Consider the following 17,814-nt stretch of genomic DNA (forward strand, 5'->3'; position numbering starts at 1 on the left):
ATTTTCTAATTCTCATAATTATTTGCCTTCCACATATTTCTATATAATTTTGAACTCCTAAGCAATTCTTCATGTGTCCCTGACGAAACTAGTTTTCCGTTTTCTAATAATATGATTTGATCCGAATTTACAATTGTATTTAATCTGTGGGCTATAACTATTAACGTTTTATCTTTTGTTAAGTCTGTTATAGCACTTTGAATCAACGTTTCATTTTCCGGATCTACATATGCGGTGGCTTCGTCTAAAATTACTATTGGAGAATTCTTCAACATAGCTCGTGCTATAGTTATTCTCTGTTTCTGCCCTCCTGATAAAAGATTTCCTTCTTTTCCAACTACAGTTTGATAACCCTGCTCAAATTCCATAATAAAATCGTGGCAATTAGCTCTTTTACAAGCATCTATTACCAAGCTGTCTTCTATATTTTCATTTCCCAATTTCAAATTTTCCATTATACTTCTATTGAATAAATAGTTATCTTGTGAAACATAAGAAATCATATTGGTTAATTGTGCAATGGGAATATCTTTAATATTTACTCCACCTATAGAAATACTTCCAACTTGAGGATCCCAAAACCTATTTATCAACTTGACAACAGTAGATTTCCCAGAACCTGAAGGCCCAACAATAGCTGCTTTTTCTCCTTGCTTTATATTAAATGAAAGTTCGTTCAAGATATTTTGCCCTTCAATATATTGAAAATCTACATTTTTAAACTCAACATCATAATTCAATATAGTTTTTTTGATGCTATTTACACCTACCAATTCATCTACGTTCAAAATATCGTTTATTTCTTTCATTATCATTTTTATTTTTGATAAATTATCAGTATATATCACTGCTGATAAAAGAGGGCCTGTAATCCCTAGGGATAAAATCAAACTGAAAAGGAAATCTGCTAAGCTAAGTTCTCCTATGCTATAAAGATAACAACCAATTGGCAGTGTAAAAACCATAGAGCTGACAAGATTCATCATAAATGAAGTATATTTTTGAGTACTTTTTAGCCATTTGATATTGGCTTTTGTATTCTTTTTTACCACATTCACAAACTTTGAATAGGAATTTTCTCCCTGACCAAAAGTCTTTACAACTTCTATTCCATTAATATATTCAACCACGGTAGAACTCATATGATTTCTTATATCGATGATATTTTTGTATTTTTCTGAAAAAGTATTCATTATCTTTGAATAGGAACCTATACCAAATGGTATTGTTAATACTGAAGCTATTCCCATTTTCCAATTTAGTGTAAAAATATATATAATAATCGCAATAGGAACTAGTATGTTTGAAGCTACCTCAGGAACAGCATGAGCCAATGGAACTTCAAGTTGTTCAACTCTCTCTACAAACAAACTTTTAAACATACCTGACGAATTATCAATAACATATCCCATTGGGACCTTTGTTAGTTTTTCTGCTATATAATTACGTAATTTATCTAGCACCCTAAAAGTAGCTTCATGAGATAACGATGTTGAAATACCTGTACAAGTATATTTTACGCCATATGCTATCATTGATATTGAGAATAAAATCACATAAGTTTTAAAACTATTCATATTTTTAATTAAATTCAAAATAATTTCCGAAATGCATATATACGGAATCATCCCAAATCCAACACCAATGATGGCCAGGATAATAGAAAAGATATATCCTTTTTTCTCTTCTTTTATAAAAGCTTCTAAGCTAATTTCAGTTCTCGTCATTTTTACATTCCTTTCCAAGTTTAATGGCTAATTCCTTAGCGAAATTGTGGTTTTCGATACAAGAAAAGTGATTCCCCCCTATATAATCTACCTTTATTTCACCTAATATTGCGTTTTCCCATAACTTTAATAACTTAAAACTCTGAGCAAAAAAGTCATCGTTATCCTTTGCAATGTAGTAATTAATATTGCCAAAATAAGGACTTGGGGTTTGTTTTTGAACATTAAAGGTTTTTTTGAATATCTTAAATTTTTCAAGAATTTTTCCTTTCTCCAGTAAAACCCCCGTTTTCTTGTATACAACATTAGTATATATTTCAAATCTCTCATCTTCTGAGCTATTACAAACTTTATTAATTATACTTCGGTCATTTAGATTATTTAAATGATTTTTGATACTGTTTATTGTTATGTTAGAGTTTTTAGTGTCTGAAAACTCTTCACTGATTATATTTTCCTTTTCAAGTCCAAGATCGGATAAACTCACTCCGTAATTGTTTAAATAAATAAACTCCAATATAATATTGTCAACATGAACATTTGGTATGCTACCACTTTCTATAATAGAAAGGTTGAGCACGTTAACTCCTCTCTCTAGCAAATAACGTGATACCTCTATACCAATGTGACCACCAAAACTATAACCTATTATCTGTACATTTTTTATTTTCTGATTGAAAATTTCTTCCGCAGCCTCTTGAGCTAATACAGGAATAACATCTTCGTTGGACGTATTTAAAAACTTGTTGTAATCATCAATCCCTAAGACCATAACATTTCCATTATTTTGAATCTGTAGTTGTTTTGCAAAGTATTCGATATCGCTAATATTTCCAAGAGGTCCTTGAAATATTACGCTTAAGGTATCTGAAGTACTGTAAGATTTATATAATTTACTCACTAATAACTTCTTATGATCATCTATTTCACTCTCAATATCATCAACTCTTTCAAGAAAAACTGCTAAAGATCTTATTGTTGGTTCTCTTATAAGTTCTCGTAAAATAGCCTCAAAAGTCAAATTCGTTTTTATCTTAGATATAATTTTAGTTGCTACTCGTGCTAATAACAAAGAATCGGCTCCATAGTCATACAAATTAGAACTTGAACTAATCCTAGGATCACCAAATTCATCATTTATGATTGCAATCAATATTTTTTCGGTGTCATTTAACTTCTCAATATTTTCTATTGTATGCTGGCTTTCTTCATTATCAGCGTATAAATCTATTTGGATTTTTCCACTTATTATTTGATCTTTTTCTGTCATGGTTAGTTCGTTAAAATACCTCGTTTTCACAGAAGAGAATATCCCTTTATATGAATCTTGAATTATATTATTTATCTCTTCAACATCAATCTTTGAATAATTATTTTTAAATTTTTTTGCTATGAAAATCGCTCCATGGTTTAACAATATAGAACCCTCCTTTGGTAACAAAAAACTTTTAGTACTAGGTTCAATATCATCCAATATTTCTGCCCACTCATTTGGTTCTATGAAGAATCTTTTTTCTCTAATCTTATCTTGTGGAGTCTCCATCATAAAAATCTGTGACCCCATAATCCATGGTTCATTTCTCACTGGTTCAGAAAATAGTAGATATCCGTTGGGAGATATTATTTTTTTTAAATACTTTAGTGTTTTTTTAATATCTTGCACATTTTCCAAAACATAAGCGCCAATGACTAAATCAAATTGATTTGGTAAAAACCCTTGTTCATATGGGTCTATATCAGCGTTGAATTGCTTTATTATTACATCTTGATTTTCACCATATTTCTTTTTTGCTAGTGGCAAAAAATATTTTAAGGAATCTGTAAAATAATATTTATATTTGTTTTCTCCAAGTTCACCTAGTATTTTTTCTGTAGATGCCCCAGTTCCTGCACCTATTTCTAAAATTTGTAAACTTTTAGAAGAATTCTTAGATACATACTTTTTTATAAATTGACAAAAATAATTATTTATAATTATCGAATTTATACTATTTTTGTAAAGAGCATTTGTATATTTGGCTAATCCCTTAGGATATAAAAGCTCAACAGGATCAGTCACACCTTTTAAAATGTCTTCTATTTTGTCAAGATTGTCTTTAATATAATTTATAATCTCAATGTCGCCAAACTCATCTCTCCATAACGAATATAAAGTATGCCAATTTTTATCAAACTCTTCAGTTTTATATAAAGTATTAATTTTATATAAGGCATTTCCTTTATCAATAAGAACATTATATGAAACTAATTCACTAATCCATCTATCTAATATCCATTCATATTTTTCATCTACATTTTTTTCTATATTTCCAACATATCTATAATATTTACTATCTTTCGTAAGTACTCTTAAATTTAAAAGCGCTTTCAAAATGCAACTTAAAGCTAGATTATCTCTGAGATTAAAAACTTTTTTTATATTCGATTGTCTGTAATTCCGTCTCCAATCTTTCATTATACTTGTCTATATCATCTAAGTTGATGTGTTCAATACCGTTGCTAGACTCTTTAGGAGATTGTATTATAGAAATATCTAATTCTCTATTGATTTTATTGGAGTTTTTTACCGAAATAATAATCTCTTCACAATTCTCCTTAGCAAATATATATTCACTTATGTTTTTGAACATTTCTTTATTTTCTGGATCATTTATAAATTTATCGTCTCCGAATATATTTAGATTTAACAACTTGCTATCTTCATTTTTAGTTAAACGATTCGTTGTATCTGAACATATTCGATTCTCCCATTCAAGTGGATTTGAGGAGTATTTATATAACTGAGCTTTAAAGTCAGAAAAAATATTCTTTATATCAACTAGCTTGAAAATATTTTCTCTAACGTCCCAATTAATTTCTAATCCATCTATATTGTCTGTACACTGACAATCTATAAAAACTTGTGGTGTCTGAGTTATTCCATATCCATAATTTCCCCTTAACTTATTGTTGTTAGTCCCTACTGCACTAGTAAAAACATATGGCAACAAAACTTCTCTAATATTCTTTTGGCGTGCAATATCTCTCATTACTTCAACACCAGAATATGATGAATGATCAATATTTTCAAATATATTTCTATTTATACTTGTTGCAAGTGCTAAAAATGTTTTTCCAAAATCGTCAATGGATATCAGTGATGTTTCAGTAAAGTCTCCAACACAATGATCTTCACTAGTTATAGCATTAGAGAAGACTGTGTAATTTATTGTAAACTTTTTGTTTGAACTCCATTTCATCAAACTCAAGGCATATACTGCTAATAATACTGAATTCGGTGTTAATCCATAACAACTGCTTGTTTTTTTTAGTTGCCTCCATTCTTCCACGCCAAGTTTTGTAGAAAAACGTATAAATCGATCATTCTTTTCGTCGACGTTAAGCCTATTTATCGTTGGTAATATAGGATACGTGTTTATAGTATCTAATTTTTTGCTCCAAAAAGCCCTATCCTCTATATATTTCTTTTTATTTTTGAAAAGGTATTTTTGTATGCAGTATTCTCTAAAGCTATAATCGCTCCCTTTTGGTTCTATACCATCAAAATATGCCGATTCAAATTCTGAAAGGAGAAACCATATACTTGACCAATCAGCTATCATAAAATCCATAGAAAAATGTAGTATTGAACCGTCATTTTTTTCTGAAATTCCGATATCAAACATAGGCCATTTTTTTAAAGGATATATTTTATTTTCTAATAAATCCCTAAGTTTATTTGTGTCTCCTTCTAGCACTTTAAAAGTTTCGACTTTTTTTATTGTCTGTTGTGTTGAGTTATTATTAATAACAGTTCTTAACATTGGGTGTTTAGAAATTAATTCATTCCATATATTCTCAACTTTATTTTTATCAAGTTTTTCTTTATAAATGTACTCTTGATATATATGACATGATGTGTTTCCGAAAGAATATGATTCTCCCCTTCCTAACAAATAAGCAGATTGTACCGTAGAAAGCGGAAATGGTTCATATAAACTGTTTTCAGTCTCTATATTATTTTGATTTACCAAATATTCTATTATTTCATTTTTGTTTTTCCTCAACATTTTAAAAATTTCATCAGATATAGCGTTTTTATATGTTCTATACTTTAATTTGTTGTTTTCTATATAGATTTCTATGCCTTTTCTTTTGCATTCTTGTATTATCTCCCTTACCTCACTCATTGTTTCCTCCCACTAGTTGTGTTAATTTGAGCAAATCCTGCACTTCTAATCATCTTCTCCCAATTTTTTGTAGCAATTAATTCTCCTTGAACTCTCGAAGCTTGGCATCCGCCCATCTCTATATACCTACAAGCTAGCAATATTTCTTTCTTTATAGCTTCAATCCAACTGGTTTCAAAAATCTCTTTAATATTTGAAGATCCATAATCGTACAGACTTAAATAGGGATTTACCTCGTAGGAGTGTTTAGAAGTTAATTCATTCTCTATAAAAGTTTTGGTTCTCCACGCAACAGGTCCAAAAGTATCTTCTAACATTAAGTTTCCAACACTGTAGAAAGTACAAAATCTATGCATGATTTCCATATCTACATTTGGATCCTGAGAATTTACCATATTGTTTAATTCAATAGTTATTGGTATTTTCCCTATATATCCACTAATTATATCAAATGGGCCATGTCCTTTTTTAAGAACTTGCAAACTATGAACTTCTCCCCAAATACCTGATAATAATAAAATATGCCAGCCAGTAAAAGATATTTGTGTCGATAGCATCATACTTAAATATTTCATTTTAGAATCCTTAGCCATTTCAATAGATTTTTTTATAAACGTTTCTATATTCGGCAAGTGAATATAGAAATTTGACACCATAAACAATAACCCTCTTTGTTTTGCTTGTTTGTAACATTCCAAAAGATATTTTTGATGAATTGGTTGCTCTTGTATAACATTTATATTTCGGCTTAATAACTCTTTACTTAATTTAGTTCCTTCTCCACCAACACCTTCAGACCTTATAATTACACACGCTAAGTCAATATCTTTTGGTAATTTTTTTACTTCTTTATATGTTTTTAATCCATATTTCTCTGCAATATGCTCAGAATGTTCGCTGCCTCTGGATAAAATACCTACTATATTAAATCTTTCATAGTCCCTACGAAGAGCTTTTATATAATATTCTCCAAATCTCGTTCCACAAACTAGAACATTCGTTTTTTTTGAAATCATTTTTATATTTCCCCCTCTGACTGAATTATTTCAAAAACTGACTTATCATCAAATATGTTGATATATAATTCAGGATCTATGCTAGACATAATATCAAGAAGTGTTCCTAGCTTATTTAAATCTGTGATATCATAAATTCCACAATGCAATTGAGTTTTCTTCACCAACACTAATACAGAAATAACCACATCAACAGTGATTTTTAAAGATGAACTGCTTTTAATAACTACGCAACTTTTTCTTTCCTTTTTTTCATATACTCCATTTATATCAGCTATAATAAATGAATCTAAAGGATAAAGTTGTCTATCTATCATAGATGCTTCTACAAGTTTTCCTATTTTATAATCTAGACCCTTTTTATATTTCTTTCTTTCCATTAAGAATTTATATGTTTCGCCATACGGAATGCATATGCTGTATCTAGCATTTTCGATTCCTAATCTTTCACATGTAGAAATTGATCTGCTGTCCATATACGGAATCTTTTCCAGTTCTTTTTGAATAATATTAAATTGAATAGCTTTTTCATTGCTACTAACTGCTTGTAACCTACCGTCTTTTATTTCAGTCATAGGGTAAATATCTACGCTTTCGATGTATTCTAAATATGACTTTGCTGCTGAATAGGAAAATATATCCATTGCAACATAGTACAAGTCAAAATGTATTATTGAATCAAATTTTTCCAACATAATCTTAGGTAGTGCTTCCGTAAGCCCGGGAGAAAGTCCAATACCATGATATATTGATGCGTTGCTAACTTTAGGTAATTTAAACCCTTCGTAATAAGTCAAATCAAAAAGTATTTTGCCACAAAATTCCACAGCTTCAACTAAATTATATATTCCTTTATGATTTGCTGTAGCACAATTTATTACGAAGTCACATCGTTTAACAAAGTCAAAACACGACCTTTTGTCCATTAAGTCAATATATTCATAATTGATATCATCCTCATTTAATAATTGTTTATTTCTTACTCCTCCTATAATGCCCCCCAATCCAGAATTTACTAATAATTTATAACATAACGTGCCTACTTCGCCACTCACACCAATTATGCCTATCATATCTCACCTTCAACTATAGTCTTATCTATATCATCGATGCTAATTTTTTCTTCTACTAAGGTTAACATATCTTGAAATACCGAGTTAGTAAATATTTCAGAAAGACTTATTTCATAATTTAACTCATTTGATATACTCCTTGCTAATCTAGTTGCGGACATACTGTCCCCTCCTAATTGAAAATAGTTAGAAGTCTTATTTATCTCCCCTTCAAAATTTAGATTTTCTTCCCAAATATTTCTCAGTTTTTTAAAATTCACGTCCTCCTCTTCTAGAATTTCGCTATTTGACTCTTGGTAAATAATTTGTTTAGTGTCAAATTGATTTTTTAACACATTTACCTCTATGTTATTCCCATTTGAAACAACAATACTTCTTTTTGAGATATTGTATTTCTCAGCTATATTTTCAACCTCATTTTTATAATCCCCTTTATTTTTAAAACACACATGAAAAACTCTCTCATTGTTATCTATATAACTCCCATTCGGATCAATATATAGATAATCTGCTATTTTTTTTATATATTGTGATTTATAAAAAAATTCATCTCGTATTTTATTTCTGGCATATAAGTGTTTTTCCTGAAAGAAAATAGCTATTAGAGTAGACATTGAGTCCATTTTATGAAAATCAATGATATGAAACTCCCCAGCTTTTTTCAATGTTAAATTTAATAGGCTCACTACATTTTTTAAGTTTTCAAAATGGTGTGCCGTATTCGGCATAATCAAATAGTCGTATTGCCCTAACATATCGCCAGATATAAACTCTTCATTAAATTCCAATTTTGAAAATATAATATCCCCATACTTTTTCTTTAGATTATCTAAAAGTAACGAAGTGAAACCTATTAAATCTACCTGCTTAACAGATTTGACTTCTGATAGTAGATATTCTAAAAATAAACCTTGACCTGGATTTACCACCCCAATTTTTTTTGATTTCTCTTCATTATGATTTTTCATTTGGTTAATCATTGTTTCATATGCTTTTTTTAAACTCAACTCATTATAGCTTAATTTTTCAGGGGATAAATCCCTATCCGTTAACAAAAGATATCTGTTGTCTTTATTCTTTAATACTTCAATAAAAAGTTTCTTTTTTTTATTTAATATAATCATTAATTCGCTGTTTTCGACCGTTTCATTTAAATAATCAGTTTCAATGAAGTCTTCGATAAAACTTTCCCAATAATCAATTATTCTATCATTTCTACTGTCCACTTCAATTTTATTTTGATTAATCTCATTTAAAATGTTTTTTATATACTTTTTCGCTATATAATCTCTCATTATTGTCCATTTGTTTTCTTTGCTCACACGCAAAAGAGATTCGTTAATATGACTTTTATTATTAATTTTTTTTATTTTAGCAAAAATTATTTCTCCCTCTTTTTTAAAACTAAAAAAATCTTTACCAACTATTCTACTCATATAAATTCCCCTTTGTTTTTTGAATTACATATATCATTTACACGATTTACGTATATTTCTATAATATTATTTATGTATTTCTGATTGAATAGCTCTTCTATATAATCAAAAGAAATCCTCATCTCCCCATCAATTATCCTTACGTGGTGATCAATAGTTACTTGTGGAGTCTGACTCAATGAATATATTTCTCTGAATCCATTTAGAGTAGATTTATAATTCTCGCCTATCATACATGTCATTACTGCCGGAAAAAACAAGTTTAGACGTTTTGCTTTATTTAATATGTTTATTCCTTCATACTCTCTAAATTCCAATAGTTTAAAAATTTGGTACTGGGTCTTTATAACTGTATCTATAAAATTAATACTTTCATCTTTATATTCAATTAAACCTACATTGGTAAATTCACCCAACGTCTCATCAGCATGCTTGTCTAAAGGTAGTTTTCCAAACATAGTTATATTTATTGTAAGATTTTTCTCTGAGCTTACTTTTGATAAAGTTTCCAAATAAACAGTCATGATAACAGCGGTAAGCGTTACATGATTTTCTTTAGAAAATTTTTCCAATTTTCCCACAATTACTGTATCAAAAGTATACTCCTGCCTAACAAACGTAGTGGATTCTAGGTTTTTTAGCTCTAGTTTATATTCCAATTTAGGCCCATCACTTATATTAACTATTCTGTCCGTCCAATATCTATCAGCATTTTTTATAGTCTCTACACTCTTATTTCTCAAATTACAAAGTTCGTTAACATATTGCTTATATGAATACCTTGGATAAGCGACCTTTTGTCCTACATATATCGAAAATAAATCTGATACTAATTTTCCTGCACACCAAGCATCTAAAATTGAACAGTCAAAGCTAAAATGTAAAACATCCTCATGTACCTTACTTTTCCCTACTTCTAAATGAAACATCGGCCATGAATCATAAGGATACAATCTGTGCATCATACTTTCCCTTATATTAAGTTTATCTATATATTTAGTAAATTCATAAGTTTTAATTTTATATCTAGGAACGGTGTTAAGTATTAATCCTTCCCCTTTAGATTTGATAATTAACCTTAAAACATCATTTCTTTGGATTAAAATATTTAAAGATTCTTCAAGCCTTTTTATATCAATTGAATCTCTTAAAAACTCAATATAATAATGTGCATTAACATTATTTAATCGTTGATATTCTATTTGTCCAGCCATATAGGCCAGCTGTAACTGACTTAAGCTTACTGAATTTTCTTTTTCTAAATTTAGAAACTTTATAATTCTTTCTTTATTTGACTTTATCTCATGTAAAACGCCACTATCTAGAATATTTTTTATAGCCTTATATTTTAGTTTTTCTCCATCAATATAAAGCCAGATCCCTTTCTTTTTTAATTCATTTAAATAGTTAAACGTATCCAGATCGTTTGTATGCCTACTGCCCTTCATTCTTCACCTCTTTTTAGCATTGGTGTATAATCTATATAATTAGCACTGAAGTTAACCAATTTAGGGAATCCGATTACAGAACTTAAAACACTCCATTTCTCAGAAATCAAAATTTCTTTCTGCAAGACTGCTATATCCATTGTTCCTTTTCTTATTTCTTTTATGAATTCTTCAATTTGTTTTTCAATAGCATTTGGAAATATTGTTCTCAATAATTCATCGTAAGAATTTTCTTCTTCTTTTATCAAGTTTATACTCATTGGTCGAAAATCATAATCATGCTTAGTCTTCTTTTGATAAACATCTGATTCAGATATATTCATTCTGCTTCTCCAACATAAACCACCAAATGTATCATTTAATTCTAACCTCCCAGAATCATAAAAAAATATCATCCTATGTAGCAGATGCATATGATTATTCCCATCATTTTCAGAAACTTCGTTGTGAATTTGTAAAAAAATATCTTCCTCTCCATTAGTGAGCTTTAATTTTGTGAAGGGATAGTTTATTTTAGTTTCCCTGTCATCAATTGTAAAATTTCTATAATTACTAAGCGAATTGGCTAATATAGCAGAAAGCGAATACAACCCCTGTGATGAAGAAATTATACTTGCATATTTAAATCTATCATTTGTATTCAAAAAAAGGCTTGTATCACAAAATTTTTTTATGGATTCTAAAAATGGATATAAATCTCCCACTTTATAACAAACTTTATTTTTAACCGCTATTCTACAGCATTCTGATATCTCGTTATAATTTATAGGATGCTCTTGCATAACGTGAATCCCCCTATTTAATAGTTGCTTGGCGATTTTTGTTCCTTCTCCTCCTAGTACTGACGATTTTACTATTACAAAAGCCATATCAATGTCAAAAGGCAAAGAAGTTACATTTTTAAATAGAGGCACGTTATATTTTTTTGAACAATCAATAGATCTTTTACTACCATTCGCATAAATTCCAACTAATTCTAAATTTTCGTTTTCGCTAATTGCTCTCATGTAAGACTGACCAAAAGTAGTCCCACACACCAAAACTTTAAATCTCATTTTCTAACCCTCGTTCATATTATCTTTTGTAGTTCCCGATAACTTCAGAAGCTATATAGGATATCGTAGGTTTTTCAAAAAAATCACTAAAATTTAGCTGATATCCAAATTCTTCTGATAATTTATTAGAAAGTTGAATCATATTCAATGAGTTTCCGCCAAGAGAAAAAAAGTTGTCATCAGATTCTATCTCATTGCACTCTAAAATCTCCATAAATATCTCTCTTATTATTTTTACTAAATCAGTACTGAGCAGTTCAGCCTCTTTTTCGTTTGTTATTTTATTTTTGTCTAAACACTTCAAATTAAATATTGTTTCACATACTTCTCCATTAATATTTTCCGCAGTGTTTTCAAACCTATGATTTTTTGTTATTGTTGTGTATAAATTTTTAACTTTCATATCTCCATTTATAGACACTTCTGTAATGGCTTTTACATAGTCATTAAAACAAACCCCCATTTTAGATTCATCAAATAATTCCCCGACATAATCCCAAGCCAATACCAAGTTTCCATCTATTTCCATTATTTGATGATCTAACCATATTTGAGGCGTTTGACTTAACATATAATTTAAAGTTCCTAAAAAATCTTTGCTTCTACTTTTATTAATTCCTAAGCCACTCGTAAAAACTACTCTCGCTACATCACACTTCTCCTTTTTATCTCTTAAATCTCTTAGAAATTCTAAAATACTATATGATGTATGTTCCATATCGGAAAGAAACTGATACTGGATATTTCTGGCATTTTCAACAATTGTGGTATCTTCATTTAATTTTACCTCAAGTAAATTTAAATCCGTAAAATCACCCATAACTTTAAAAAATTTAGAATTCATATCCTCTCTTGAAAATTGAGTCATATTTATAGTAAATTCGCTTTTTTCGCTATATTTATTGATTATAGTAGCGAATATGGAAAGAATTAAAACCGTTGGGGTTATATTGTTAGCGTTTGCTATATTTTTAATGTTTAGCCAAATACTTTTACCGATAGTCTTTTCCTTTCGCTTGAATTTTTGAATAAATTTATTGGATTCTTTCTGCATAAAATTAAATAGTGGAGCATCAGGAAATGACTCTATTCTGTTTTGCCAATAGGTCTTATCTCGAGCATAGTTAGCTTTATTTCTCTGCTCTTTATATAAAACATAGTCTCTAAAAGATATATCTATATTTTCTTCAACAAACTCCCCTTTATACCTTGCATTCATTTCATCTAAAAAATTATACATACTCCAACCATCAAGTATTGTGTTATCTATTCCTATGCATATTCTGCATTTATTATCACAATATTTGGCAACTTTAAAATCGAACGTTGGAATTTTACTTAAGTCTATGACTCTGTGAGACAGTGAATCTCTAATTTGCATCAAGGCTTTCTCTCTATCACTTTCATTTAGTAAGGTTAGTTCATTGATTTCAATAAGCACTCTTGGGGGATTTTTAATAACTTGTTGCTCTCCAGATCTGAGTATTACTGTCCTTAATGCCGGGTGATAATTTATCATGTCGTTTAATACATTTTGAAGTTTACCAATGTCGAGATTTTCGCAATCAAACTCAAAATAACAATGAGTTGAAACATCTCCTAGCTCATACGCACCTTGTCTCCCAATCCAATAAGCCATTTGCACATCAGTTAATGGAAAAGTCTCATATAAATTTTCTTTGTCTGATATTATTATGTCTAGATCATTAATATCGACTTTTTTTATAGTTTGGCTATTTTTAATTAGTTGACTTAATTTAGTTACTGTAGGATTTTCAAAAATATCCTTAACTGATAGTTCGTATCCCAACTCACTTCTTATTTTCCCGATAATTGACGTTGCAACCAACGAGTCGCCTCCTATAGAAAAATAGTTGTCGGTAATTACTATATCTTGATTACTTAAACTGTTTTTCCATATTTCCAAAATTTTTCCTTCCATTTCATTGTTTTGAGTACCCTCATTAGGAGAAGCATTTAACGTTTTATTAATATCATTTGTAATATTGCTTTTTAGTTTTTTTCTATCTACTTTCCCATTTTTATTTAATGGTATCTCAAATACTTTATAAAATGATGTTGGAACCATATAATTAGGGATTTCTTTATATAAATGATTCTTTAGTTTGTCGAAAGTTACTTTTTCATTCCTTTTGTTTTGTAATACAAATGTACTAAAGTTCAAGTTTTTTGAATCTTCTTGATTTGTTAAATATACTATTTTGTAGTCAGGATTAATATGTTGTTTTATGTTTAAGGCTTTGAAAGATTCTTGATTCATAACATCTGCGGTGATAATATGAAGTAAATTCTTGTCTTGTATTTCATGTCCTATGAGGATGCCATTTGGGTTTAAAATAGATTGTATTTTCTCTAAAAATAAATTAACATCTACATTTCTATGGATAGAATTAATCGTAATTACTACGTCAAAATAATTCTCATTAGATTTATTGGCATATAGATCTTTTATATACATATATTTAAATTTATTGCAGTCGTCAAGCTCTGATAACCCCGCTTTTGAATATACAGTATTGTCTGCGTATACATATTCGCTAACATAATCTTTTAGGTTTTCAAATAATTTCTTCGTTAAGTTGGCATCCCTAGTTCCATATTCTAAAACTCTAATTTTTTCATTTGAATTTATCCCTTTATATTTCTTAATTGACGAAATAATACTTTCTATAGATTCCTTATATCCCATAAGATTTTCTGTAAGTTTCGTTAAGTTAAATTGATTGTCCTCAGTGTATAAAAGCTCAACTGGGTCTTTTTCACCTTCTAGAATTTTTAATAGGGTTGGTTTTAAGCTATTAATTCTTCTCGTAATTTCTCTTTGATCACTGTATTCTGGAATTCTTTTGAGCTCTGCCAAACTATATCTTCCATCATTTAACTTTAAGTAATTATTATTTAATAATTCTTTCATCCAAATTTTAACGATAAACATACTCAACTCAGACATGTCAGTAAGTTTATAGATATCTTCAATGTAGTATTCTCTATTACTGAAATCTACGCCTATATTTCTTAGAATATCCATAACCATGTTCATCACGATTTTGTCTATGGATTTATTCTGAGATATTACATCATTAGATGGTATACTCTTCGGAGTTTCAACAAAACTTACACTGGTCTCTTCTAAGTTTATTTTTTTGGTAAAATTTTCTGAACTTTCATCAATTTTGATAAAAGCTACTAAGTTTTTGCTGTTTCCTCTTTCAAAAACATCAACAAAAACATTATCCACCCCACCATATTTTCTTATTGCATCTTCAATTTCACCAAGCTCAATACGATGACCTTTTATTTTAACCTGTGTATCTTTTCTCCCTAAGAATTCTATTGTTCCATCATCCCATGTTCTCCCGTTATCACCTGTTTTGTACCATCTTATTCCATCCTTTTTTAAAAATTTTTTCTCCGTTAATTCTCTGTCGCCATAGTAACCTTTAGCAACACCAACCCCACCTATTAAAAGCTCACCCATTACATGATTTGGGCAGTTCCTTCCAAGTTCATCCACAACTCTATAAACTTGATTTTTTAGCGCTTTCCCATATGGAATTGAAATCCAATCTTGAGGAATAGTTCTAGGTACGTTTAAGTAATTTGACCATATTGATGCTTCAGTAGCTCCACCCATTGCGACAACAATTGCATTATTATTACTAATAGAATAGAATCTTCCTGGTAGATCTTTTGCTATCCAATCTCCTGATAACATAACAATTCTAAGTGGTAAGTTTTTCTTTTCACCCTCTGCCATAGTTACGAGCATGTCAAAAAGTATAGGTACAGAGTCCCACACACTTACATTATATTTTTCAATAATTCTAATCCACTCATCAGGATTACGATAATTATCTTCATTAGTTGTTATTAGAGTTCCACCTACACCAAGTATTCCAAAAATATCATATACTGATAAGTCAAAGTCTATTGCTGATACCATAAGTAACGTATCATTTGAATTAATAGAATATTTTTCATTTAAATCATTAATAGTATTAATGGCACTTGTATGCATAATCTCAACACCCTTTGGCACTCCTGTAGTACCTGATGTCATTATTATATAGGCTGAGTCAAAAGGACTTACTTCTATAGGCTTATCAAGACCTAAGGATTTGTCTATAGCTTTGTCTAAGTCAATTAAAGAAACTTCTCCCGTATCTAGTTTGCAATTTTCTATTGTTTTATTTTCACTGATGACAAACTTTATACCAATTTGTTCGTATATTTTAGTTCGTCTTTCGCTAGGCTGATTTATTCCAACAGCAACATATGCCGCTCCAGAAAAAAGTATTCCAAATATAGCGTAAATTTGCTTGCTTGATCTTGGGAGAGTAATGCCTACATAGTCTCCCTTTTTTATTCCATTTTCCTTTAAATATCCTGCTACATTTAAGGATTTTTCATATAAGTCTATATAAGATATTTCTTCTTTAGATTCTGAATCTATAATTGCAATTTTTTCTGGATTTTCTTTTACATTTTTTATAAATCCATCATATAATCTCTCATCAGGAAAGTTTAACGGAAGAATTGATTTAAGCTCTTTTTCTCTTGCTAGTTTTTGATTTTCTGATAGTACATCAAATTTGCTTTCCCAATTTTCCTTTTCTGTTAGTATTAAAAGTTGTTCTTCTAAAGAATTTAACATGTCATCTAACATTTTTTCAGGGAAAAGTTCATCTACACTGTCCCAGCATAATACTAAATCTCCATCTTTTATATAAGATTGGAAATCTAACCATACTCCTGGAGTTTGTGAAACCATATATGTAATTTTGCCCAAAGCTTTCCTTGAAATTTCAGTCTCTAGTGGATAGTCTATGTTGCACGCAAAAACTACAGGTGAAACATTAAGACTTGTACCCTGTGATTTCGATATATCTCTTTGAACTTGTACTCCACTATAAGATGAATGACTAGCATTGTCTATAAAGGTTTCGCTTATTCTATTCAAAGTTTCTAGGAAAGAAGTATCATTTTTTCTTTCATGTTCTACTAATAAGATATTTGTAAAGTCTGCTACCATATCTTTCAGGTTTTCGTTTGAAAGATCTCTATTAAATAATGGTAAATTTATAAAAAACTTATCTTGGTTAGTCCATCTTTCTAGAATTAAAGCATACGCAGTTAATAAAACCATTGATGGCGTAGATTTATAGCTTGCTGCAAGCTCTTTTATTTTGCTCCATTTATCTTTTTCAATAACTCGTTTTCTTCTAGTGAATCTCGTTTCTTTAATTTGTTCAGGAGCTTTCTTTAATGGTAAATTAGGTCTTTCTATCTCAAATGAGTCTATTTTTTCTTTCCAAAACTCTTGGTCTTTTTTATAAATTTCAGAGTCTACTTCAAGATTGTTTATATAATCTTTAAAGGTATAATTGTTTAGATTATCTAATTCTTTTCCTAAATACAATTCTCCTAATTCTTTTAAAATAAAGCTCAAGCTCATTACGTCAGCAACTAGCAAGTCTAAATCAAAGAATATTTTGTTTTTATTTTGTGATAGATTTGCAAGTTTTAATCCAGCGACTTCTCCCATTTCTACTCTGAGTTTTCTATGAGATAAATTTTCTCGTATTTCGTCTAGTCTAATTTTGTTTTCTTCATCATCTAAATTAGATAAATCAAAAACTTCAATTTCTTCGCTAAAAGGTTTATCTAATATTTCTTGTTTTCCATCTTCTGTGAATCTTGCTCTAAGCATTGGATGCCTGTATTGAAGTTTATTCCAAGCATTTTCTAGCTTAACTTCATCTATGTTTTCTCCGTCAATCTCGATATATGCATGACAACTCACCCCTCCAAGTGTTTGTTCGTCTTCTCTTCCAATGAAATATGAGTACTGAACATCGGTTAGTGGAAA

General features: G+C 29.5%; 8 protein-coding genes and 1 pseudogene. All 9 read right to left on the reverse strand.

All coding sequences use genetic code 11. The features are described 5' to 3' along the window. Positions 1-5: 5 nt before the first annotated feature. A complete protein-coding gene (locus ACU68W_RS02555; protein ID WP_035112332.1) occupies positions 6-1,727 on the reverse strand; it encodes an ABC transporter ATP-binding protein in 1,722 nt (573 codons plus the stop codon). Further along, positions 1,714-4,182 (reverse strand): methyltransferase, encoded by a 2,469-nt coding sequence (locus ACU68W_RS02560; RefSeq protein WP_446756059.1) that lies wholly within the window; start codon positions 4,180-4,182, stop codon positions 1,714-1,716. Before ACU68W_RS02560 ends, ACU68W_RS02555 begins: the two co-directional genes overlap by 14 nt. Beyond that, entirely contained in the window at positions 4,130-5,896 is a 1,767-nt protein-coding gene (locus ACU68W_RS02565) for a condensation domain-containing protein (protein WP_446756060.1), read from the reverse strand. Before ACU68W_RS02565 ends, ACU68W_RS02560 begins: the two co-directional genes overlap by 53 nt. Beyond that, on the reverse strand, positions 5,893-6,912 hold the full coding sequence (locus ACU68W_RS02570) for a Gfo/Idh/MocA family oxidoreductase (protein ID WP_110057751.1): 1,020 nt from the start codon (positions 6,910-6,912) through the stop codon (positions 5,893-5,895). Before ACU68W_RS02570 ends, ACU68W_RS02565 begins: the two co-directional genes overlap by 4 nt. A 2-nt stretch (positions 6,913-6,914) precedes the next feature. After that, positions 6,915-7,985 (reverse strand): hypothetical protein, encoded by a 1,071-nt coding sequence (locus ACU68W_RS02575; RefSeq protein ID WP_110057750.1) that lies wholly within the window; start codon positions 7,983-7,985, stop codon positions 6,915-6,917. Next, positions 7,982-9,421: an acyl carrier protein gene (locus tag ACU68W_RS02580; protein ID WP_110057749.1), complete on the reverse strand. Its 1,440-nt coding sequence runs from the start codon at positions 9,419-9,421 to the stop codon at positions 7,982-7,984. Before ACU68W_RS02580 ends, ACU68W_RS02575 begins: the two co-directional genes overlap by 4 nt. Further along, positions 9,418-10,869 carry a condensation domain-containing protein gene (locus ACU68W_RS02585; RefSeq protein WP_446756061.1) on the reverse strand — a complete coding sequence of 484 codons (1,452 nt, stop codon included), beginning with the start codon at positions 10,867-10,869 and terminating at the stop codon, positions 9,418-9,420. Before ACU68W_RS02585 ends, ACU68W_RS02580 begins: the two co-directional genes overlap by 4 nt. Next, complete coding sequence (locus ACU68W_RS02590; protein WP_110057748.1) at positions 10,866-11,924, reverse strand: Gfo/Idh/MocA family oxidoreductase; 1,059 nt, start codon at positions 11,922-11,924, stop codon at positions 10,866-10,868. Before ACU68W_RS02590 ends, ACU68W_RS02585 begins: the two co-directional genes overlap by 4 nt. Positions 11,925-11,943: 19 nt before the next feature. Beyond that, positions 11,944-17,814: pseudogene (locus ACU68W_RS02595) on the reverse strand (amino acid adenylation domain-containing protein); the annotation flags it as partial.

It is taken from the genome of Finegoldia sp. P2-F-LR, assembly GCF_052932265.1.